Below are 20,907 nucleotides of genomic sequence, written 5' to 3' on the forward strand. Positions count from 1 at the left end.
GTCCGGTCGACCTAAACCCCCTCCACAATCACCACATGCCCGGTTGAGCAACTCTGTCGCAACTCTTTCAACGGCGCATAATCTTCTGAATTGAACAGGGCGCGGGCGCTGTCCATGTCGGGGAATTGAAACAGCACGATGCGTGTGGGGTTCCAGTCGCCTTCTAACACCTCGTGGGCACCGCCACGGGCCAGATAGGTGCCGCCCATCTCCTCGACCAGCGGTTTCACCCGCTCCATGAATTCAGCGTAGGGGGCGGGGTCGTGGATTTCGACGTCGTAGATGAGATAGGCGGGCATTGGCTTCCTCCGGTTGAATAGTGGAAGCCTAGCAGGTGTCTTGGCGGGTGTCGCGTGGCCGGTGGGCCGCATGAAACGACCCGCAGATTCCCAAGTGCTTTCTGAGCACTAGTTGGGCAATGCTTTGGGCTCCGCCCGTAAACTCGGGAAATGGTCCCCCGGACCATTTCTTTATCCGAGTTTACCCCATAAATCATACTCGCCGGCTTCATCCACTTCGACGGTGACGATTTCACCCACCTTCAGCCCGTCAGTGCCTTCGTCGATGAACAGGTTGCCGTCAATCTCGGGCGCGTCGGCCTTGGTGCGGCAGGTGGCGATGCCGTCTTCGTCGATGTCGTCAATGATCACATCCATGGTCTGGCCAACCTTGGCTTCCAGCTTGGCCTCCGAAATCGCTTGCGCCTTTTGCATGAAGCGTTCCCAGCGGTCCTGCTTGACCTCCTCCGCGACGTGATCGGGCAGGGCGTTTGACCGCGCACCATCGACGTTTTCGTATTTGAAACAGCCCACACGATCCAACTGCGCCTCGTCCATCCAGTCCAGCAGGTGCTGGAACTCGGCCTCAGTCTCACCCGGATAGCCAACGATAAAGGTCGAACGCAGGGTGATGTCGGGGCAGGTGGCGCGCCAAGCGGCGATCTCGTCCAGGGTTTTGGCCCCAGCAGCAGGTCGTGCCATGCGCTTTAACATATCCGGGTGCGAGTGCTGGAATGGGATATCCAGATAGGGCAGCACGGCAGTGTCCGCGTCCGCCATCAGCGGGATCAGCTCGCGGACAAAGGGGTAGGGGTAGACATAGTGCAACCGGATCCACAGATCCTTGGGGTTGCCCAACCGGCCCAGTTCGCGGGTCAGATCGGTGATATGGCTGCGGACCTCATCGCCCTTCCAAGGGTTCAGATCGTGCTTGCGGTCCATGCCATAGGCAGAGGTATCCTGCGAGATCACCAGCAATTCACGCACGCCAGCCGTGACCAGCTTTTCAGCCTCGCGCAGGACCGCATGGGCCGGACGCGACACCAGACGGCCACGCATATCCGGGATGATGCAGAATTTGCAGCGATGATTGCAGCCTTCAGAGATTTTCAGATAGCTGAAGTGGCGCGGGGTCAGCTGCACGCCAGTGGCAGGTAGCAGGTCCACAAACGGGTTTGGATCAGGCGGCACGGCGGCATGCACCGCGTCCAGCACCTGTTCGTATTGGTGCGGGCCGGTAACGGCCAGAATGCGGGGGTGGTGCTCGCGGATGTAATCGGGTTCCGCGCCCAGACACCCCGTCACGATGACCTTGCCGTTCTCCTTCAGCGCCTCGCCAATCGCATCCAGACTTTCGGCCTTGGCACTGTCGAGAAAGCCACAGGTGTTGACGATCACCGCATCCGCACCGGTGTAATCGGGTGAGATACCGTAACCTTCGGCCCGCAACCGGGTCAGAATGCGCTCACTGTCCACCAGCGCTTTGGGACAGCCCAAAGAGACCATGCCCAGCGTCGGCTGGCCTGCGCGCGGGGTTTCCTGCACTTGCAGCTGAGGGGCGAGGTCGGGGCGGAGTTCTGGCGGATTGCTGGATGGGTTCTGGGTCATGTGCGCGCATATATCAGGAATGCCGCAATAGGCAAGAATGACGGGGGTGATATGCGTGCACTAAGCGTGCACCACCCGTGCACCGGGTTGCAGCTATGCGTTACTGCCCGGCTGTAAGACCGGGCAACGCCCGACCCTCCCGTCAAACCGGAGGTTTGCCTTGGGCAAAACGGGGAGGGCGTTTCACGCCCACCCAGGGTCAGGCGCTGCCCTTAGATAGCAGTTGATAGGTCACGGTAATCGCCCTTAACGTGTGGGTGAAGCCATTTGGGATGACGAGACAGATAGATGCGTGATGAAACAGTAGAGGCGCTAACGCCTAAATCTGACCTGAAGCCCGCAAATGAGAACCCCTGGTATGTGCTGATGACACTCGAAGGGGAGCAGGAGGGAGAGGAGATTGATGAAGAGCTTCATAAGAGAAATGTAAAACTTTGGAATTTGTATTCTCAAGTAGTGTCCGGAACGTCGGCAGTTGAAAGAACCAGAAAACACGGTTTAGTGTTTGAAGCGGGAGGAACTCCGGGCGTTGTAACAAGGCAAATTGAGGAACGGTTTCAAGAGCAATGGGAAAAAAGAAATGGCCCAGATGCGCCCGCACAAACAATTCCGAGGCCCCATGATCAAGTTGACTTGAGCGGAACTGATTTTGTGAAGCTGTTTTCAGCAAACAATTTTTATTTTCATTCTGATCTGAATCTTAAAGGATCGAAGTTTCAGAACGATGCCCTGTTCATCAAATGTGGGTTCGCCAAGAAGGTTGATCTGTCAGGAACAGAAGTTGCAGGAAGTGCGCATTTTGCCGACTCCTGTTTTACATCTGACTTTTTGGCTGAAGCATTCAAAGTTGATGGTCGCTTGGTGCTGAACGATGTGGCTGTTGATGGCGATTTGGATCTGAAGAAGGTTTCGGTGACTGGCTCCTCTCTTCTTGAAAAACTAAAGGTCAAAGGTTGTGCTGTTTTTAACCAAGGAAGCTTCGTACAGACATGTATTTTTGATGGGGGTGAATTTACAGACAGTGCAAGTTTTGATTTCACGGTATTCAACGGCAAGACAGATTTTAAACAAGTGACTTTTGGTGGCCCGGCAAGCTTTGTTTGGACCAGGTTTGGAGCAGACACCTCTTTTGCATCGAGTACATTTGAAAAAGATGTGACGTTTCGAATTTCGACATTCATCAAGCGAGCAGACTTTCCAAATGTCCAATTCAAAGGGATCACTGACTTTGCCGAGAGCAAATTTCACACTCCCGGAACAATCAGTATAGCAGGAGTTCGATTCACCGACGCGATCTTCAGCAAGTCAGCATCGTTCCGGGGCACATTGTTTTCGCGCTCATATCCTGAGTTTACAAACACCGACCTCTATCCAGTTACTGACTTCACCGCAGATGCAGCGCATTGGCCCAAGGGTATGACCACCCCAGCAAAGGAGGCGCGTGAAAGTTGCGGGATTATTCGAAACCTGCTTGCCAAGAAGGGTTTGACTGAAGATCAACATTTTTTCTTTCGCCGCGAGATGTATTTTGCATCGCGCCATGAGGAGCCACTTAGGCGTCTTCCCTATCAAGTTTACAGATATTTTTCTGACTATGGCCATTCTATAGCCCGCCCGGTGATAGGGTTGACCATTATCTGGGCCTTTGGGTTTGCGTGTTTCTGGGGCTATCTGGCGAGTTGTTGCGTTCCCTCGCCAACCGAGATCATCGACCACCCAATGGGAACTGCTATGGCACTCAGTTTTTCCAATCTGTTCCCACTATTTGGCTTTGGCCGTACCTTCCTGAGTGAGGTACTGAACGATCTACCAACATCGTTGTCCGTTCTTTCGGGGGTTCAAACCATTTTCAGCCTGCCACTTTTGTTCTTCCTTGGCCTTGGTCTGCGCCAGCGATTCCGGTTGCGGTAGTGGGTAAATCTTTGATTTGGCTTTGGTACCCTAGGTGCAAACGGGCACAGGCATTGCACCCAGGCTCTGACGCGTTAATCTGATGCCAAACAGACGAGGAGACGCGTCATGCGATTGTTATTTCGGATTTTTGTAGCGCTGTGCATGACGGTGATTGTTGTCATTGGCGGCTTGTTGTTGCTGCCGGGGGAAAAGTTTGCCGAACTGGCGGCAGATCAGCTTGAGGCGCAGACAGGGCGCCGGATGCAGGTGCAGGGTGAGGTGGCGTTTTCGGTCTGGCCGGTGCTGGGTATTCGCACCGGGGCAGTGACTCTTTCCAATGCAGACTGGGCTGGCCCTGAACCCATGCTGACGGCCGAGGGCCTGTCGGTTGGCGTCTCAGCGCCCGATCTGTTGGGCGGCGACATCAGGATCACCTCGGTCACAGCAACAGAACCGCATCTGAACCTGGCCACCAATGCCAATGGGCAGGGCAACTGGGTGCTGGCGGGTTCAACTACAACTGCTGATCCGGCTTCCACTGCAGAGACGAGTGCTGCTGCGCAGCCTTTTAGCATTGAAAAACTGGTGCTCAGCGGTGCCAGCGTCACCTATGCGGCGCATGGCGAGGCCCCGGTTGAAATGACAGCAATTGATCTGGATCTGGCCTGGCCGGAGCCCGGTGGCACGGCGGATATGACGCTGACCCTGCATCCGAACGGCACCCCGGTGAAAGTTTTGGCAGAAGTTGGGACATTTGCAGCGTTTCTTGGCGGTCAGGTGTCTTCGGTTGGGGCCACGGTGACCACTGCGGGTGGATTTGCGCGGTTTGATGGCCGCGCCGGGGTCAGTGGTGAGGTGACCGGACGGTTTACCGCCAAGACCGAGGACACTGTTGGACTGATGCGGTCAACTGGCCTGGGTGAGGTCAGTCTCCCACGCGGGTTGGGGCAGGGCGCTGTGATTGGCAGTGATCTGACCTATACTCCAGACGGCCGATTGGCGCTGCGCGACCTGAGCCTGGATCTTGATGGCAATGCCATGACCGGAGCTGTGGATCTGGTCATGGGGAAGGTGCCGCAGTTTACTGCAAAGTTGCAGGCCGAGGCGCTGGATTTGTCGGCACTGGCCGCAGGGGGTGACAGCAGCGGTGGAACCGGGGGGGCAGCGAGTACAAGCAGTGGCTGGTCAGCGGAGCGGATTGACGCTTCAGCCTTGGGGCTGGCCAACGGAACATTGGACCTGTCGCTGGCCAGTCTGGATTTGGGGCAGGTCAAATTAGGGGCGAGTAAGCTCAGCCTGTCGATCGACAACGCGCGGGCTGTCATGCGCTTTCATCCGGCGGCGATTTTTGGCGGCACGGTGCAGGGTCAGTTGGTGGCCAACAACCGCGGTGGGCTGTCGGTTGGCGGTAAGCTGACCTATTCCGGTATCCAGCTGGAACAGGCGCTGGGGCAGTTGGCAGGGTATAATCGGCTGAACGGCGAGGCACTGGGCGAGCTGAATTTTCTTGGGGTCGGCAATTCACAAGATACTATTATGCGATCCTTGAGTGGCGCAGGATGGTTGGAAATTGGCAAGGGGTTCTTCGACGGGTTTGACCTGGAAGGGTTGATGCGGTCCGGCGGCGGCAATGGCGGCAGTACGGTGTTTGATGCGCTGAGTGCCAGTTACACTATGAAAGACGGCAACCTGGACAATCAGGATCTGCTGATTTCGCTAAAAGCCTTGCGGGCAGAGGGCAAAGGACGCATCGGGTTGGGCGCGCAGGATCTGGATTACCTGTTTGTGCCAACAGCACTGGCTGCAAACAGTGGTCAGGGTCTATCGATCCCGCTGCGGATTACTGGCCCTTGGGCTGATCCTAAGATCCGCCCCGACCTGAGCCAGGCGCTGGAGGCTGAGATAGATGGTCTTGAAGAGCAGGCCACAGATCAGCTGCGTCAGAAGTTGAGCGAAGAGCTGGAGGTTGAAATTGCACCAACGCAGGATTTGGAAGAAGCGATTCAGGATGGGCTGGAGCAACGTGCCAAGGACAGTCTATTGCGGCTGTTGCAGGGGAACTAAGAGCGGGTAAGAGCTGGGGCGCTGCCCCAGACCCCGGGATATTTATAGCTAGATGAAACCTGGGATCCGGTCTGGGGGCCTCATGGCGCGGGGATTGAAAACAGCGCGCCATGAGAATGTTCTAGTCAGAAGGTCTGGTCGTAGTCGCCTACCAGAGGTTCGGTGCGGATCACGGCATCGATTTCGGCAAAGATGGCGCGCAGTTCTTCTTCACTTTGCGAACTTTCGCAGACCACCACCAGATTGGGAGTGTTGGAAGAGGCACGCACCAGCCCCCATGAGCCGTTGTCAAGGATGACACGGGCCCCGTTGACTGTAACCACCTCTTTGATGCTGCGGCCAGCCAGGGTTTCGCCAGCTGCGTGTTTCGCAACCAATTTGGCGACCAGACGATCCAGCACATCATATTTTTCGATATCAGCGCAGTAGGGCGACATGGTGGGCATGGCCCATGTTTTGGGCAGTGCCCGACGCAGATCGGACATTTTCATATCCGGGTTGCGATCCATCAGTTTACAGATCTCAACCGCCACCCGCATACCGCAGTCATAACCACGGCCAATGGGTTCTGCCAGAAAGTAATGTCCGGACTTTTCAAAGCCAGCGAGGGCCCCGATTTCTTTGACTCGGCGCTTCATGTGGCTGTGACCGGTTTTCCAGTAATCAGCAGTGACGCCGTTTTTCTTTAGCTCTGGATCAGAGGCAAACAGACCGGTGGATTTCACATCCGCGACAAAGGTGGCGTTGGGGTGCAGCTTGGACAGATCGCGCGCCATGATGACGCCCACTTTGTCGGCAAAGATTTCTTCGCCTTCATCGTCGACCACACCGCAGCGGTCACCGTCGCCATCAAACCCAAGCGCAAAATCTGCGCCCGAGGCTTTGACGCTGTCCGCCATGTCGTGCAGCATTTCCATGGCTTCGGGGTTTGGGTTGTAATGGGGGAAGGTATAGTCCAGCTCGTTATGGCTGGGTACAACTTCGACGCCGATGCGTTCAAACAATTCCGGAGCAAAGGCAGCGGCAGTGCCGTTGCCGGTGGCGCAGACCACCTTGAGCTTACGGGACATTTTGAAATCGCCGACCAGATCATCCAGGTAGGCTTCTTTGACCCCATCGACAAATTCGTAGGATCCACCGGCACGGGCAACACCTTTGCCCTGCAGGACGATTTCGCGCAACTCGCTCATCTCATCTGGGCCGTGGGTCAAGGGGCGTTCAAAGCCCATTTTGACTCCGGTCCAGCCGTTGGGGTTGTGGCTGGCGGTGACCATGGCAACCGCAGGTACATCTAGGTGGAACTGTGAGAAATAGGCCATGGGTGACACCGCTGGACCAATGTCTTTGACGGCGATACCGGCCTGCATCAGACCCAGCATCAGTGCGTTTTTGATGCTGAGCGAATAATCGCGATAATCGTTGGCGACGGCAATGACCGGGTCAATGCCACGCGCAATCATCTGTGTGCCCAGACCAAGACCCAAGGCGGTAATGCCGGGCAGGTTAATCTCATCCGGGTACTTCCAGCGCGCGTCATATTCGCGAAAACCGGTGGGGGTTATCATTGGATCGCGCAGGAAATTCCAGGTGTTGGGCGTCACCGGGGCGGTTGGTTTTGTCATGGAAAAACTCTTATCGCTAAATCAAAAGGTCATTGGATTGGCTTTTGCCAAAGTGTCAAATGCCATCAGGGTTTCAATGAGCTGGGGCATCTGGTCGAGATAAATCATGTTGGGACCATCCGAAGGAGAACGGTCAGGATCTTCATGTGTTTCGATGAAAACTGCACCAACGCCTATGGCAGCTGCGGCACGGGCCATCACTGGCGCAAACTCACGCTGACCACCGGTTGAGCCCCCAAGGCCAGCCGGTTGCTGCACCGCATGGGTGGCATCCATCACAACGGGATAACCGGTGGAGGCCATCTGCGGCAGGGACCGCATATCGGTGACCAGAGTATTATAGCCAAACGAGGTTCCACGCTCGGTCAGCAGAATGCGCTGATTGCCGGTGCTTTCGATCTTGGTGACGATATTGGCCATGTCCCAGGGTGCCAGAAACTGGCCCTTTTTGACATTGATCGCGGCGCTGGTTTCCGCCGCTGCCAGCAATAGGTCGGTCTGACGACATAACAGCGCCGGGATCTGCAGGATGTCACAGACCGCAGCTGTTGGCGCGCATTGATCGGTGGTATGTACATCCGTCAGAACAGGCACACCGATGGCCTTTTTGACGCTGTCCAGCATCGCAAGACCTTCGTCCATGCCGGGTCCACGAACACCGCTGATCGAGGTGCGGTTGGCCTTGTCGTAGGACGCTTTGAACACATACTGTGCCCCGGCGGCGTCGCATGCCTCTTTCATTTTTCCTGCGATCATCTGTGCGTGATCGGCACTTTCCAACTGGCAAGGGCCAGCAATGAGGGTCAGGGGGCGGTCATTGCCGATGGTAAGGTCGGCGATTTGGATATTTTTCATGGCTTAAGATGAGACCTGTTCGCGAAGGATGGAGGCTGTGAGTGAGAACATCAGATAGATACCTGAAAAGATCAGGAAAGCCAAAATCGTATTTTCAAACTTGCGTGGATAGGAGGGTTCCTGGCTGGGAACAGGCTGCACCGCAGTGGTCAGATAGCGCACCTGACGGTTGGCTTCCATGCGGGTTTGTTCAACTTGTTGCAGCGCGGATTGCAACATCAGATCACGGGTGGCGAGATCAGCCTGTGCCATCTGGATCTGCACACTCAGACTGGCCAAGGAATTCTCACCAGCCGAAGCATTGATCATGCGTTGGTTTAAACGATCAATAACGGCTTGCAGCCGGGCGATGTCGGCACGGGTGCCGGCGACTTTTGCCTGGTTTGGGCGGGCATTGTCGAGCAAAGCTGCAAGCTCCAGTTCGTTTTCCTGAACTTGCAATTCAAAGGTGCTGATCTGTGATCGCAGCGACAGAATTACACCTTCAGGGTCTAATACAGCCCCCTTTTGCTGAAGACGCACAAGCGCCTCCTGGGCTCTTCGGCGCTCAAGACCAGCGATTTCCATGCCACGCTCAGCATCTTTCATCTGATTGGAGCGTTTGTTGACAGACAGATTGTTGACCATCTCTTCGGCGTAGTTGATCAGACTTTGGGCGAACTGGGCTGAGACCTCGGGGTCGGCGGCAGAGACCTCCATCCGGACCACACCTTCGGTTGGATCATAGCCAATTTTGACATTGCGCGAATAGGTTTTATAGGCCTCTTCGTTGGTTGGGTTCTCGTTCAACCGTTGCAGGGGGTCGATCCATTCCTGGGTAAAGTGGGACTTGAAACCAACATCTCTGTCCAATCGCAACATGGCCTCTTTGGACTGCAAAAAACTTTGTACTGCGATCGAATCCTGGCTGGTGGCAAACTGGGTGCCGCTCAACAAGCCGCCAAGACCGGCGCCGCCAGCATTGTCAGCCTTCAGAATTAGGAATTCAGATTTGGCGGCGTACATCGGGGTCGCCACTTTGTAGAAGTAGTAGCCAGCAAGAATTGTTGGCAGCATGACGAAAAACGCCAGACGACTAACCAGAAGCAGCAGCTTGCGGCGACGGCGGCTGGCAATGTCGCGCTGGATATCCTGAATTTGGCGATTGCGCCGCTCGCTTGCGCTCAACTCGGTTGATGGCAGGTTGGTTTTGGCTGCCGGCACCGTTTGAGGCAGCTGCACCGCGCCCGGGGCCAATGGCCCGCCAGCAGGTTGGGCGCTGTTCTGTGGCACCACCAATTCAAGCATATTGGCGCGTTTGAACGGGTCGATGCCTTTTTTCCGCAACAGACGTACGGCATCAAAGTCTGAGGTGGCCGGCAAATTGTGTTTCTGCGCGACGCGGCGTGCCATGCGCAATTGGCGCCCCGTCAGCCCTTCTTGGCGAATGGCATCAATATCAGTTTCCGCACCGGTCTCTCGCGCCGAACTAACCTGACCGCTCATTGCGGGTTTTGCAGTTGGCTGTGCAGGTGCCGCAGCGGCACCACCTTTGGGGCCGGGAATAGATTTTGCCCGTGCCGGTTGCTCTGGCGGCTGTGCCGCAGCCTGAGGGGCCGCATCCGCGGACGGGCGAGCGGCGGCTGCCGCTGCGGTAGGTCCGGCGCCGCGGCGGATGCGAAATTTCTTAGCCTTGGGTTTCATAGTCATAGAGCTGTTTCGCTTCTTCCAAGGTTTCAAACATATGCAAATGCCCGTCCAAGAGGACTGCGGCAGAGCGGGCAAATTTTTCCAACGTCTTTGCCTGATGCGAGACGATGATAATGGTGGTGGTCAGCAGCCGCTCTTCCAGTATTGCGCCCGCTTTCTTATTGAATTCAACATCTGTGGTGCCGGGCATGCCTTCATCGATCAGGTAGATATCAAAATCCAGCGCCAGCATCAAAGAGAACGAAAACCGCGCCCGCATACCTGAGGAATAGGTGCCCAGTGGCTGGTCAAAGTACTCACCCAAGCCACAAAGCCAGCGGCAATAGGCTTCGACGTAATCAGGATCCAAGCCATATAGTTTGGCAATAAAGCGAGAGTTTTCAAAGGCCGAAAGCCGATTGACCACGCCGCCCATAAAGCCAAGCGGAAACGACACTTTGCTGGATCGGATGATTTCCCCATCGTCGGGTTTTTCCAATCCGGCCATCATGTTGATCAGGGTTGTCTTGCCAGTGCCGTTTGGTGCAAGCACGCCCAATGACTTGCCCAGTTCCACCTGGAACGAGACTTTGTCCAGGATCACCTTGCGCTGGGTTCCTGTCCAAAAGGACTTGCTGACATTTACAAACTCAAGCATCGATATTCCGGTACTGCCCGATTGGCCCCTGGTCCGGGACTCTTGACACGGTTGTTACTTGGTGACGTGGCACCTTTTCCCTCCATATCAGAGGAGTGTTAACGGCTTACGCGTCGAATTTGGCCATATTATGTCGAATTGTAGCATAGTTTATCAATGGTCTATTAACCTTCTTGGTTGGCCTGAAATTGCGAACGCGTAAATTACTATGGTTATTTCGATGGTTAAACGAAGTTGGGTCTAGCGTCTTATTGTTTCCTGATGGGCAACAATGGATATGTCAAGAGGATGAACAATGGAGAACCTTGGCACGCTAAAGAGAGAGATACGTGCTTGCCGGCTGTGTGCGGATAGGTTTGCGATGACGGCAACGGGCCACTCGCCCCGGCCTATAGTGTGGCTTCGATCCTCGGCGCGCCTCTTGATTGCTGGTCAGGCACCGGGCGCGCGGGTCCAACAAACCGGTCGCCCTTTTACCGATGCCTCTGGTGACCGGTTGCGAGAATGGCTGGGGATCAATGACGCTGAATTTTATGACAAGGACCGCGTCGCGGTGGTGCCGATGGGGTTTTGTTTTCCCGGTTACAACGCCAAGGGGGCTGACCTGCCACCGCCTGCTTTGTGCCGCCGCACCTGGCATGAACGGGTGTTTCAGCACCTGCCACAGGTGTCCTTGACGGTCTTGGTAGGTGCACATGCACTGCACTATCACTTGGGCGGCAAAACACCGGTGAACGATCTAGTGCGTAGCTGGCGGGATCATGCGCCGCAGGTCTTTCCCTTGCCACACCCGTCCTGGCGCAATACCGGATGGTTGAAGAAAAACCCGTGGTTCGAGTCTGAGCTGGTGCCAGAACTGCAAGCTAGGGTGAAAGAGGTGTTGAGATGACTGAGACCACAGCGCTGGACCGCGCCCATGCTGCGATGATCGCCGCGCCGCAAGATGATACAGCGCGACTGCGCTTTTACGAGCGACTAGCGGATTCCGAATTGTTCATGATGCTGAGCAAAGAGGCAGAGGGCGACAATATCTCGCCCGAGATGTTTGAGCTGGCGGATGGTGCGTTTGTACTGGTGTTCGACCGCGAAGAGCGGCTGGCCCAGTTTGCCGACCGGGTGGTGCCCTATGTGGCTCTGTCCGGGCGGGTTGTGGCCCAGATGCTGGCCGGGCAGGGGATTGGGCTGGGGGTGAACCTCGAAGTCGCTCCTTCATCGATCCTGATCCCGGCCGAGGCAGTGGATTGGCTGCATCAAACTTTGGAACATGCGCCAGATCAGGTCGAGGCAGCGCTGACCGAGATTGTGCCTCCGATCGGACTGCCGGAGGTTCTGTTGACTGCGCTGGACGCGAAGCTGGCCAGTGCCGCTGGGCTGGCAACATCGGCGTATCTGGTTGGCGTACGGTATGACGGAGGAGGGCAGGGGCACCTCTTGGGCTTTGTTGATGCCAAGGAGGCAGCGCAATCGGCCCTGGCCAAGGCCGCAGGTGAAGCGTTGACCTTCTCTGGGATCGAGGCTGGAGCGATGGATGTCGGCTTTTTTGCATCGTCTGATCCGATGTCAGCCAAACTGGCTAAGGTCGGTTTGCGGTTTGACCTGCCTCAACCGGAAGAGCCTAAGGTGCATCAACCAAAGATACCGGGAGGAGACCCGGACAATCCGCCACGGCTGAAATAAGTTCATAGGCAAGCCCGGCCTTTCGGCCGGGCAAGATGTTTTATTCCGCTGCTGTTTCCAGCTTGTCTTGTGTGCGGGTGTCGAAATCCGATGCATCGTGGCGTTCGCGCAGCTGAGTATGCAGCTCACCAAAGGCACGGTTCACCATACGGCCCCGGCTGACCGCTGGGCGGGCATCGATGGCTTTAGCCCAGCGTACCACATGGGTATAGCTTTCAACGTCCAGGAATTCGGCCGCGTCATACAAGCGGCCCAGAACCAACTGGCCATACCAGGCCCAGATCGCCATGTCGGCAATGCTGTAGTCACCACCAGCGATGTACTGATGATCCGCCAGTTGGCGATCCAGCACATCCAACTGCCGTTTGGCTTCCATCGCAAAGCGATCAATGGGGTATTCCCATTTCTCAGGCGCATAGGCGTAGAAGTGGCCAAAGCCACCGCCCAGATATGGCGCGCTGCCCATCTGCCAGAACAACCAGCTCATCACTTCGGTCCGCTCAGAGCCCTCTTTGGGCAGGAACGCGCCAAACTTTTCTGCCAGATGCATCATGATCGAGCCGGATTCGAAGACCCGCTGTGGGGCGTCGCCGCTGTGATCCATCAATGCGGGGATCTTGGAGTTCGGATTGACGTCGACAAAACCGGATCCAAACTGGTCGCCTTCGCCGATGTTGATCAGCCAGGCATCATATTCGGCCCCTGTATGGCCGGCAGCCAGCAGCTCTTCCAGCATCACCGTGACCTTGACCCCATTGGGGGTGGCCAGCGAATAGAGCTGCATGGGATGTTTGCCCACGGGCAGGTCTTTGTCCTGGGTGGGGCCTGCCACGGGACGGTTGATCGAGGCAAAACGACCGCCGCTTTCCTGGCTCCATGTCCAGACCTTTGCCGGGGTATAAGAAGTATCACTCATCTGTTGGGCCTTGTTGTTGGAAACACTGTTTAGTCCAGCAATAACGCTTTTGCTGCAAATTGCATTCCCTGACTTAAGGTGCATTCTGAAAATTCCAATGACTGGAAGGTCTGATTGAAACATTTTGCCCTGTTTGTTCACATCCACTCGTGGCGGGACACAGAGACGTGACACCCCCTTCGCATTATGGCTGCAATGCATATTGTGATCAGCAACCCGGCGGGATGCTGGTGAAAATGAACGAATAACATCTTTGAGAGGATGACGTGATGAAGCGTATTTTATTGGCGGCCGCAGCGGTTATCTCCCTTGGTTTGCCAGTCTTTGCGGGGGAGCAGTACATCGATGGTACGGGGTATGCGGTGTCCGGGTATGATGTCGTTGCCTATCGTAGCCTACCGCAGTCGACGGTTGGCACCTCTCAGCCTTCCGGTGTTCCAGGGAAATCCAGCCTCACCGCAGAGCACAATGGCGCTACCTTTGCCTTTGCAACCGAAGCCAATCGCGCAGCGTTTCTAAGCGACCCTGATTACTACGCGCCGCAGTACGATGGCCACTGTGCATATGGGGTGTCCAAAGGTGGCAAGGTGCCGGGCAACCCAAACCTGTGGCGTATTGTCGATGACAAGCTCTACCTGAACATCACCACGGTTGTGAACGGGTTCTGGGAAGAAGACATTCCCGGCAACATCAACCTGGCAGAGGGAAACTGGCCGGGGATCGAGCCCAACAATGCCTCGGGTAACAAGATCCCCAACTTCACCTCTTCTGCGCCTGATTAAGGTCTAGGAACAAAATACCCCAGTGACCATTTCTGGTCATTGGGGCGTTAATCGGATGCTAGGTTTTGTGCCATGTTGCAGAGCATTTCGAACATGATCGAAGCCCCCAAAAATGCCGTCGCACCAGCCGTGTCAAAGGGTGGCGAAACTTCCACCAGATCTGCGCCGACAATATTCACACCGTCCAGCATCCGGGCCACCTGGATGGCCTGAAACGAGTTGGGGCCGCCAACTTCGGGGGTGCCGGTGCCGGGGGCATAAGCTGGATCGACAAAATCGATGTCGTAGGACACGTAGGTTTTGCCGTGACCTGCTATTTCTTTGGCTTCCGCCATTACATCGTCGACGCCACGCGCGTGGAATTCCTCGATGGGAATGATTCGCACGCCGACGTTTTGGGCGAAGTCACGGTCTTCGCTGTCGTAGGTTGTGCCCCGAATACCAATTTGGACAACGCGTTTGGGATCCAGCAACTCCTCTTCGATGGCGCGACGGAATGGGGTTCCGTGGGTATACATCGTGCCCCCAAAATAGCTGTGGAACAGGTCTGTGTGGCTGTCAAAATGGATCATTCCCAATGGGGCGTCCTTTGCAAGTGCGCGCAAAATTGGCAACGAGCACAGATGGTCTCCGCCAGCAGTCATGGGGAGAATGCCTGCCTCGGTGACCTGATCATAAAATGCGGTGATCCGCGCCATACTGTCTTCCAGTCCGGCTGGGTTGGGGGCTACGTCACCCAGATCGGCGCAGTTCACCAGTTCAAACGGGCGGATTTGGGTGGCCCCATTCTGGGCGCGTATCATCGTGGACATGTCCCGCAATTGACGGGGGCCGTGGCGGGGACCGGGCCGGTTTGTTGTGCCCCCGTCCCAGGGTGTGCCGATCAGGCCAATCTGAACGTCTTTGATCCGGGGATCGTCTAGCGATACATGTGGCAACCGCATAAATGTCGGTACGCCGGCAAATCGCGGCAGATCAAATCCCGATACCGGGTGGAAAAATGGATCGCCCATATTGCAATGTCCTTTTGAAGTGTCCGTCCTGGACGTTGCGGTAGTTTGCCAACGATGTCGAAGGAAGCTTGAGCTATTGAGCATTACCAGATGATCCCAGGCAACAAAAAAAACGGCGCCCAAAGGGGCGCCGTTAGATTAGTCAGATATCTGCCAGAGGTTACCGTTTACGGTCGCGGCGGGCACTCATCGGTTGGAAGGCAACGCCAACATGGGCTTCGCAATAGGGTTTGCCCTGCTGAACTGACAAACCGCAGAACCAGAAGTCCTCGGTTGCGGGGTCGCCAACAGGCCACTTACAGGTGCGTTCGGTCAATTCCATCAGAGACAGGCGCTTGGCCTTCTTCTCGATCTCGTTAACCTTGGCCAGTGCCTCTGGGCTGATTTCATTGGCCGAGGGCTGCGGTGGCAGCGGCTGACCAGCTGGAATGATTTGCTTGCGAGCAGGTAGCATCGGCTTGCCATCGGCTGACTTGGCAGCAGGTGGGGTGATTGGACGTGCAGGCTCGGTCTTGGGCTGCACCTTGGGCTTGGGCACAGGTTTCGCCGCGGCTGCGGGTTTCTCCTTAGGTTCAGCAGACTTGGCCCCACCAGTGGAGTTGCGGTTGGATAGGCCCAACCGGTGCACCTTGCCGATCACCGCATTGCGGGTGACCCCGCCCAGTTCTTTGGCGATCTGGCTGGCCGACTGACCCTCGCCCCACATCTTTTTGAGCAGTTCAACGCGCTCGTCTGTCCAGGACATATCTTGCCTTTCCAAGCTAAAAGCGGCCCCAAGAAACCTGCGACCGCCATAGTATTCCGTATCAGTGGCCTATTCTAATCACTGCGCCGCGAGTTACAAGCCATCTTGCACTTGTCGGTGCAATAGGTATGCAGGCCGGACACAGAATTTAGGGGCAGACATGTCAGACACCAGCTATCGTATTGGCCTGGGCGAACGTCGCTTTGGTCGTTTTAACTGGATGGGGCTGCGCACACTGGCCGGTCGAGAGATCACCCGGTTTCTGGTGGTCTGGACCCAGACCCTGCTCGCCCCACTGGTGACTTCTGCGCTGTTTCTGATGATTTTCAATATCGCCATCGGCCCACAGCGCGGTGATGTCATGGGGGTTCCGTTCCTGACTTTTCTGGCACCGGGCATCTTGATGATGACGGTGATCCAGAACGCCTTTGCCAATACCACATCGTCGATTGTTATTACCAAGGTACAAGGCAATATCGTGGATACCCTGATGCCGCCTTTGTCCGGGCTGGAGATCCTGTTGGGATATCTGGCGGGCGGAGTTGCCCGCGGCTTGCTGGTGGCGCTGGGCATTGCACTGGGGCTTGGACTGACGCTGGGTATATGGCCTTCGCATCCCCTTGTCGCGCTGGTGTTTGTCCTTCTGGGCGCGTGTTTTCTGGGCGGGCTTGGGATCGTTGCCGGTGTGTTTGCTGAAAAGTTCGACCAGATGGCAGCGATCACGAATTTTATCGTCACACCTTTGGCGTTTTTGTCCGGCACCTTCTACTCCGTCTCGGCATTGCCACCGGTTCTTAAGACACTTTCTTATCTGAACCCGGTTTTCTATCTGATTGATGGGGTGCGATTCGGCATGATCGGCACTTCAGACAGCTCACCTTGGTTGGGACTGGTAGTCTGCAGTGGCGCAACTTTTGCAGTCTGCCTGCTAGGCTGGGCGATGCTGCGCACGGGTTACCGTCTAAAGGCCTGAACGCGGCGCATTGGTGATCGGTTATTTACAGAGCCTATGTGCCGTGCAATTCTCCGTCGGTCTTACATATGGAAATACCTATGACCTATGAAACCTGGATCGCTTTCGTCCTCGCCAGCGCAATTGTGGTGGTGATCCCCGGCCCAAATATCATACTGACGGTGAATTTTGCACTGCGCAGCGGACGGCGCACCGGTTGGGGAACAGTGACAGGGACAGCATTGGGGGCACTGGTGGCGATGTCTGCGACGCTAATGGGCGCAGGCGCGATCCTTGCAACTTCGGTGACATTGTTCTCAATCCTTAAAATTGCCGGGGCCGCTTATCTGATCTGGATGGCCTATTGCTTGTGGACTGCGCCAGTCGAAGAGGTCGAGGAACCAGGGAGCGTTGCGGGCAGGTCCCTGTGGTCGATTTTTGCCCAGTCTTTTCTCGTCAGTGCGCTGAACCCAAAAGGTCCAGTGTTTTACATGGCGTTTGTACCGCAATTCGTGAACACATCGCTGCCGGTGTTTGAGCAGTTTGCGATTCTCACTGCCACGTTCGTGGGTGTTGCCGCACTTAACGGGATGATGTGGCTGTTCTTTGCGTCCGGGTTGCGGGCGCGATTGCAGAAGCCGCGTGCGCGGCGCGCGGTCAATAGAACGGGCGCATCCTGCATGTTTGCAGCAGGCGTATTTACCGCCAACGCCTCCCGCGTTGGCTGATCCTGACAGGGGCGTTATTGCGGGCTTTTGGGTTTTCGCAACCGCCCCTCTCGCCAGGCAAGAACCGCCGCCCCGGTCAGGATGATACTGGCCCCAAGAATGGTCACAGCATCCGGTACTGCACCAAAGCCAAGAAAATCATAAAGTGTGGCAAAGATCAGCGTTGCATAGCTGAATGGGGCCACAAACGATGCATCGGCACGCGCCATCCCGTTGACAAAGCAGGCCTGGGCACAGGCCATCAACACGCCGATTGCAGCCAGGGCGACCCACTGCCCAACACTTGGCATCTGCCAAACCGGAATGACTGCTGCAGAGGCAATCAGCATGCCAATTGTGTTGTTGATCAACAGGACCTGTAGCGGAGATTCGCGACTGGCCAGCTTTTTGATGAAAATCAGTTCAAATCCCATGATCATCGCCGCCGCAAGGGCCAGCAATGCGGCGGGCTGAAAGCTGTCCGGGGTGGGCCGCAGTAGGATCATCGCACCAAGTAACGCCGTCACGGCTGCCCCCCAGCGCCACGGGCCAACCCTTTCCCCCAGTAAAGGAATGGCCAGCATCATCGCAAAAACCGGGTTCAGGAAAGTGATCGCGGTGGCATCCGCCAGCGGGATATAGGCCACCGAGGCAAACATCAGCGAAACCCCGGCCCAGCCAAACGAGGTTCGCCCGATATGCAAACCCCAATGGGGACGGCTAAAACGGGTCCGCAGCACCATTGCGGCTGTTGAAATCGCCACAAAAGCAAACACAAACCGCCCATGGCTCACTTGCAACGGGTGAAGCGGTTCTCCCAGCGCATCGGTGCCCAGGGCCTTGGCCACCAGCGTGGTGCCGGCAATGAACGTGGTTGCTACCAGAATAAAGGCGGCGGCTAGGGTTGGGTTTTGCTGGCTTGTTTTATGCATAGGGTTGCGATGCGTCAGCCGATCTTGGGATGCAAGAGTTTTTGATCAGCTCGCCAACGAAGCGTTTGAACAGAGGGTTGGAAACTGGTGCGTTCAGTTTCGACGTATTTGCCAAAGTGCTCATCCTGAGTGCACAAAAGGACTTTCCTTCTGGTCTATCCTCCGCTATGGGCTGTTCCTATGATCAAACTTGCACATACCACCCGACGGGCACCTGCACTGCGACGCCGACGCTAATCCGCGTTACGGCTTCTTGATCCATGCGTCCCTAATTGACGCACCTCTCTATCAACATCGTTGACCAACTGCCCATCATACTGCACGTCTTGGGCGTCTATTTTCGAAAAGGATGATCCCGATGATCGCTTCCGTTCTGCCAACCTATAACCGCGCCCCTTTGAACTTTGTCAAAGGCGAAGGCTCCTGGCTGATCGAGGCGGACGGGCGACGTTTTCTGGATCTTGGCGCAGGCATTGCAGTGAACGCTTTGGGTCACGCCCACCCGGCATTGGTTCAGGCCCTGACGGATCAGGCACAAAACCTGTGGCACGTCTCCAACCTCTACCAGATCCCACAGCAACAGGCACTGGCCGACAAACTGGTGGAACATACCTTTGCCGACACCGCATTTTTTACCAACTCCGGCACCGAGGCCTGTGAGTTGGCGGTGAAAATGGCGCGCAAGTATTTCTATGACAAAGGGCAGGAGCAGCGGGTTGAAATCCTTACCTTTGATGGCTCCTTCCATGGTCGTTCAGCTGCCGGGATTTCGGCCGCCGGGTCTGAGAAAATGACCAAGGGCTTTGGTCCTGTCTTGCCAGGTTTTGTACACCTGACATTTGGCGATATGGATGGTGTGACCAATGCGATCACTGACAGCACCGCGGCAATCCTGATCGAACCCATTCAGGGGGAAGGTGGTATTCGCGCGGTTCCCGATGCAGAGTTAAAAACTTTGCGGGCACTTTGTGATGAGCATGGTATCCTGCTGATCCTGGACGAAGTCCAATGTGGCGTTGGCCGGACTGGCAAACTGTTTGCCCATGAATGGGCGGGTATCACCCCGGATATCATGATGGTGGCCAAGGGCATCGGCGGAGGCTTCCCGCTGGGCGCGGTGCTCGCCACCGAAGACGCCGCTTCAGGAATGACTGCGGGCACCCATGGATCGACATATGGCGGGAACCCGCTGGGCTGCGCGGTTGGCTGTGCGGTGATGGATCACGTCACCGACCCCGCTTTTCTGGACGAGGTGAACCGCAAGGCCGGATTGCTGCGGCAAAAGCTTGAAGGTCTGGTCGGCGCCCACCCAGAGGTGTTCGAAAGTGTTCGCGGCTCTGGCCTGATGTTGGGGCTGAAATGTAAGGCTACCAATATCGATGTGGTCAATGCCGGCTATGACAATCAGGTCATAACTGTCCCGGCTGCCGATAACGTCATCCGCCTGCTGCCGCCACTGACTCTCAGTGATGACGACATCACCCAGGCCCTTAATCGCCTCGATCAAGCTGCAACCCAGATTGAAACGGCCTGATCCTCATCTAGCTATAAATATCCCGGGGGTCCGGGGGCAGCGCCCCCGGCCCGGTCTCACAAAAAGCGAAACAGCATGAACCATTTTCTCGACATTCATAAAACCGACCCCTCCGACCTGCGCGGCATGATTGATCAGGCCAGTGTGATGAAACAGGCGCGCCTGGACCGGCCCAAGGCGGCACCGGATGATGACCAGCCGCTGGCGGGCCGCATGGTTGCTCTGATCTTTGAAAAACCGTCAACCCGAACCCGGGTCTCGTTTGACGTTGGCGTACGCCAGATGGGCGGCCAGTCGATGGTGTTGTCGGGCAGTGACATGCAGTTGGGCCACGGTGAAACCATCGCCGACACCGCCCGCGTGCTGTCGCGTTACGTTGACATGATCATGATCCGGACCTTTGACGAAACCGTCCTGATGGAAATGGCTGAATACGCCTCGGTTCCGGTCATCAATGGCTTGACCGACCGCACTCACCCCTGCCAGATCATGGCCGATATCCAAACCTACGAAGAACACCGCGGCTCGATCAAAGGCAAGAAAGTGGTCTGGACAGGGGACGGCAATAACGTCTGCGCATCGTTCCTGCATGCGGCTGGGCAGTTTGGTTTTGACCTGACCTTTACCGGCCCGTCGCAGTTGGACCCTGAGGACGAGTTTATTGGTCTGGCCCGTAACGCCGGATCCAAAATCGTGATCGAGCGTGACGCGCAAAAAGCTGTCGAAGGCGCGGATCTGGTTGTTGCGGACACCTGGGTGTCGATGCATGACAGCCAGTCCTCCAAGGAACGTCGCCACAACATGCTGCGCGGCTATCAGGTTAATGCCGAACTGATGTCCCATGCCAAACCTGACGCGCTGTTCATGCATTGCCTGCCTGCGCACCGCGAGGAAGAGGTCACTTCAGAAGTGATGGATGGCCCACAATCGGTGATCTTTGATGAAGCTGAAAACCGTCTGCACGCCCAAAAGGCGGTCATGCGCTGGTGCCTTGGAGTCTAAG

General features: G+C 56.3%; 19 protein-coding genes. 9 read left to right on the forward strand and 10 right to left on the reverse strand.

Going from position 1 to position 20,907, the window contains the following annotated elements; all coding sequences use genetic code 11:
- Window positions 1–11 precede the first annotated feature (11 nt).
- Both GO984_RS09535 and rimO read right to left on the reverse strand, forming a co-directional pair.
- Window positions 12–299, reverse strand: coding sequence for a DUF1330 domain-containing protein (locus tag GO984_RS09535; RefSeq protein ID WP_157022300.1), 288 nt, complete (start codon window positions 297–299; stop codon window positions 12–14).
- Between the two features lie 171 nt (window positions 300–470).
- Window positions 471–1,886 carry a 30S ribosomal protein S12 methylthiotransferase RimO gene (gene rimO, locus GO984_RS09540; protein ID WP_157022301.1) on the reverse strand — a complete coding sequence of 472 codons (1,416 nt, stop codon included), beginning with the start codon at window positions 1,884–1,886 and terminating at the stop codon, window positions 471–473.
- Window positions 1,887–2,174: 288 nt separating this feature from the next.
- Between rimO and GO984_RS23605 the strand changes: the two genes are divergently transcribed.
- Window positions 2,175–3,797: a pentapeptide repeat-containing protein gene (locus GO984_RS23605; protein WP_245231061.1), complete on the forward strand. Its 1,623-nt coding sequence runs from the start codon at window positions 2,175–2,177 to the stop codon at window positions 3,795–3,797.
- Between the two features lie 108 nt (window positions 3,798–3,905).
- A complete protein-coding gene (locus tag GO984_RS09550; RefSeq protein ID WP_157022302.1) occupies window positions 3,906–5,843 on the forward strand; it encodes an AsmA family protein in 1,938 nt (645 codons plus the stop codon).
- 125 nt (window positions 5,844–5,968) lie between these two features.
- On the opposite strand, the gene GO984_RS09555 is transcribed toward GO984_RS09550, so the two are convergent.
- The 4 genes from GO984_RS09555 to GO984_RS09570 are packed head-to-tail and all read right to left on the reverse strand — an operon-like array spanning window position 5,969 to window position 10,646.
- Window positions 5,969–7,465 (reverse strand): phosphomannomutase/phosphoglucomutase, encoded by a 1,497-nt coding sequence (locus GO984_RS09555; protein WP_157022303.1) that lies wholly within the window; start codon window positions 7,463–7,465, stop codon window positions 5,969–5,971.
- 21 nt (window positions 7,466–7,486) lie between these two features.
- Window positions 7,487–8,320 (reverse strand): 3-deoxy-8-phosphooctulonate synthase, encoded by an 834-nt coding sequence (kdsA, locus tag GO984_RS09560; protein ID WP_157022304.1) that lies wholly within the window; start codon window positions 8,318–8,320, stop codon window positions 7,487–7,489.
- A 3-nt stretch (window positions 8,321–8,323) separates the two neighbouring features.
- Entirely contained in the window at window positions 8,324–10,009 is a 1,686-nt protein-coding gene (locus tag GO984_RS09565; RefSeq protein WP_157022305.1) for a KpsE/RkpR family capsule polysaccharide export protein, read from the reverse strand.
- Window positions 9,987–10,646: an ABC transporter ATP-binding protein gene (locus tag GO984_RS09570; RefSeq protein WP_138162473.1), complete on the reverse strand. Its 660-nt coding sequence runs from the start codon at window positions 10,644–10,646 to the stop codon at window positions 9,987–9,989. Before GO984_RS09570 ends, GO984_RS09565 begins: the two co-directional genes overlap by 23 nt.
- A gap of 295 nt (window positions 10,647–10,941) precedes the next feature.
- Here GO984_RS09570 and GO984_RS09575 point away from each other — a divergent pair, with 295 nt between their 5' ends.
- Together GO984_RS09575 and GO984_RS09580 are read left to right on the forward strand one after the other, a co-directional pair.
- Window positions 10,942–11,535: a uracil-DNA glycosylase family protein gene (locus GO984_RS09575; protein ID WP_157022306.1), complete on the forward strand. Its 594-nt coding sequence runs from the start codon at window positions 10,942–10,944 to the stop codon at window positions 11,533–11,535.
- Entirely contained in the window at window positions 11,532–12,323 is a 792-nt protein-coding gene (locus GO984_RS09580) for an SseB family protein (protein ID WP_157022307.1), read from the forward strand. Before GO984_RS09575 ends, GO984_RS09580 begins: the two co-directional genes overlap by 4 nt.
- Window positions 12,324–12,363: 40 nt before the next feature.
- On the opposite strand, the gene yghU is transcribed toward GO984_RS09580, so the two are convergent.
- A complete protein-coding gene (gene yghU / locus GO984_RS09585; protein WP_138162470.1) occupies window positions 12,364–13,239 on the reverse strand; it encodes a glutathione-dependent disulfide-bond oxidoreductase in 876 nt (291 codons plus the stop codon).
- A 269-nt stretch (window positions 13,240–13,508) separates the two neighbouring features.
- On the opposite strand from yghU, the gene GO984_RS09590 reads away from it, so the two are divergent.
- Window positions 13,509–14,021 carry a YHS domain-containing (seleno)protein gene (locus GO984_RS09590; protein WP_157022308.1) on the forward strand — a complete coding sequence of 171 codons (513 nt, stop codon included), beginning with the start codon at window positions 13,509–13,511 and terminating at the stop codon, window positions 14,019–14,021.
- 47 nt (window positions 14,022–14,068) lie between these two features.
- On the opposite strand, the gene speB is transcribed toward GO984_RS09590, so the two are convergent.
- Window positions 14,069–15,034 carry an agmatinase gene (speB, locus tag GO984_RS09595; RefSeq protein WP_157022309.1) on the reverse strand — a complete coding sequence of 322 codons (966 nt, stop codon included), beginning with the start codon at window positions 15,032–15,034 and terminating at the stop codon, window positions 14,069–14,071.
- A 160-nt stretch (window positions 15,035–15,194) separates the two neighbouring features.
- Window positions 15,195–15,779, reverse strand: a complete 585-nt coding sequence (locus GO984_RS09600; RefSeq protein ID WP_138162467.1) for a GcrA family cell cycle regulator — start codon at window positions 15,777–15,779, stop codon at window positions 15,195–15,197.
- A 160-nt stretch (window positions 15,780–15,939) separates the two neighbouring features.
- On the opposite strand from GO984_RS09600, the gene GO984_RS09605 reads away from it, so the two are divergent.
- Together GO984_RS09605 and GO984_RS09610 are read left to right on the forward strand one after the other, a co-directional pair.
- Window positions 15,940–16,752: an ABC transporter permease gene (locus GO984_RS09605; protein WP_157022310.1), complete on the forward strand. Its 813-nt coding sequence runs from the start codon at window positions 15,940–15,942 to the stop codon at window positions 16,750–16,752.
- Window positions 16,753–16,832: 80 nt separating this feature from the next.
- On the forward strand, window positions 16,833–17,459 hold the full coding sequence (locus tag GO984_RS09610) for a LysE family translocator (protein ID WP_157022311.1): 627 nt from the start codon (window positions 16,833–16,835) through the stop codon (window positions 17,457–17,459).
- A gap of 14 nt (window positions 17,460–17,473) precedes the next feature.
- Here the strand turns inward: GO984_RS09610 and GO984_RS09615 are convergent, their stop codons facing one another.
- On the reverse strand, window positions 17,474–18,370 hold the full coding sequence (locus GO984_RS09615; RefSeq protein WP_157022312.1) for a DMT family transporter: 897 nt from the start codon (window positions 18,368–18,370) through the stop codon (window positions 17,474–17,476).
- A 358-nt stretch (window positions 18,371–18,728) separates the two neighbouring features.
- Here GO984_RS09615 and GO984_RS09620 point away from each other — a divergent pair, with 358 nt between their 5' ends.
- Both GO984_RS09620 and argF read left to right on the forward strand, forming a co-directional pair.
- On the forward strand, window positions 18,729–19,904 hold the full coding sequence (locus GO984_RS09620) for an aspartate aminotransferase family protein (protein ID WP_157022313.1): 1,176 nt from the start codon (window positions 18,729–18,731) through the stop codon (window positions 19,902–19,904).
- A gap of 75 nt (window positions 19,905–19,979) precedes the next feature.
- Window positions 19,980–20,906: an ornithine carbamoyltransferase gene (gene argF / locus GO984_RS09625; protein WP_157022314.1), complete on the forward strand. Its 927-nt coding sequence runs from the start codon at window positions 19,980–19,982 to the stop codon at window positions 20,904–20,906.
- Window position 20,907 lies beyond the last annotated feature (1 nt).

The organism is Parasedimentitalea huanghaiensis, from assembly GCF_009753675.1.
Classification (GTDB): Bacteria; Pseudomonadota; Alphaproteobacteria; order Rhodobacterales; family Rhodobacteraceae; genus Parasedimentitalea; species Parasedimentitalea huanghaiensis.

What these genes read in the sequence shown, in the direction of transcription:
- GO984_RS09570 (WP_138162473.1), bottom strand. Translation starts at nt 10,646, where the DNA reads ATGCTTGAGTTTGTAAATGTCAGCAAGTCCTTTTGGACAGGAACCCAG.
- GO984_RS09600 (WP_138162467.1), bottom strand. Translation starts at nt 15,779, where the DNA reads ATGTCCTGGACAGACGAGCGCGTTGAACTGCTCAAAAAGATGTGGGGC.
- GO984_RS09535 (WP_157022300.1), bottom strand. Translation starts at nt 299, where the DNA reads ATGCCCGCCTATCTCATCTACGACGTCGAAATCCACGACCCCGCCCCC.
- GO984_RS09565 (WP_157022305.1), bottom strand. Translation starts at nt 10,009, where the DNA reads ATGACTATGAAACCCAAGGCTAAGAAATTTCGCATCCGCCGCGGCGCC.
- rimO (WP_157022301.1), bottom strand. Translation starts at nt 1,886, where the DNA reads ATGACCCAGAACCCATCCAGCAATCCGCCAGAACTCCGCCCCGACCTC.
- speB (WP_157022309.1), bottom strand. Translation starts at nt 15,034, where the DNA reads ATGGGCGATCCATTTTTCCACCCGGTATCGGGATTTGATCTGCCGCGA.
- GO984_RS09575 (WP_157022306.1), top strand. Translation starts at nt 10,942, where the DNA reads ATGGAGAACCTTGGCACGCTAAAGAGAGAGATACGTGCTTGCCGGCTG.
- GO984_RS09550 (WP_157022302.1), top strand. Translation starts at nt 3,906, where the DNA reads ATGCGATTGTTATTTCGGATTTTTGTAGCGCTGTGCATGACGGTGATT.
- kdsA (WP_157022304.1), bottom strand. Translation starts at nt 8,320, where the DNA reads ATGAAAAATATCCAAATCGCCGACCTTACCATCGGCAATGACCGCCCC.
- GO984_RS09605 (WP_157022310.1), top strand. Translation starts at nt 15,940, where the DNA reads ATGTCAGACACCAGCTATCGTATTGGCCTGGGCGAACGTCGCTTTGGT.
- yghU (WP_138162470.1), bottom strand. Translation starts at nt 13,239, where the DNA reads ATGAGTGATACTTCTTATACCCCGGCAAAGGTCTGGACATGGAGCCAG.
- GO984_RS09610 (WP_157022311.1), top strand. Translation starts at nt 16,833, where the DNA reads ATGACCTATGAAACCTGGATCGCTTTCGTCCTCGCCAGCGCAATTGTG.
- GO984_RS09615 (WP_157022312.1), bottom strand. Translation starts at nt 18,370, where the DNA reads ATGCATAAAACAAGCCAGCAAAACCCAACCCTAGCCGCCGCCTTTATT.
- GO984_RS09580 (WP_157022307.1), top strand. Translation starts at nt 11,532, where the DNA reads ATGACTGAGACCACAGCGCTGGACCGCGCCCATGCTGCGATGATCGCC.
- GO984_RS09590 (WP_157022308.1), top strand. Translation starts at nt 13,509, where the DNA reads ATGAAGCGTATTTTATTGGCGGCCGCAGCGGTTATCTCCCTTGGTTTG.
- argF (WP_157022314.1), top strand. Translation starts at nt 19,980, where the DNA reads ATGAACCATTTTCTCGACATTCATAAAACCGACCCCTCCGACCTGCGC.
- GO984_RS09620 (WP_157022313.1), top strand. Translation starts at nt 18,729, where the DNA reads ATGATCGCTTCCGTTCTGCCAACCTATAACCGCGCCCCTTTGAACTTT.
- GO984_RS09555 (WP_157022303.1), bottom strand. Translation starts at nt 7,465, where the DNA reads ATGACAAAACCAACCGCCCCGGTGACGCCCAACACCTGGAATTTCCTG.
- GO984_RS23605 (WP_245231061.1), top strand. Translation starts at nt 2,175, where the DNA reads ATGCGTGATGAAACAGTAGAGGCGCTAACGCCTAAATCTGACCTGAAG.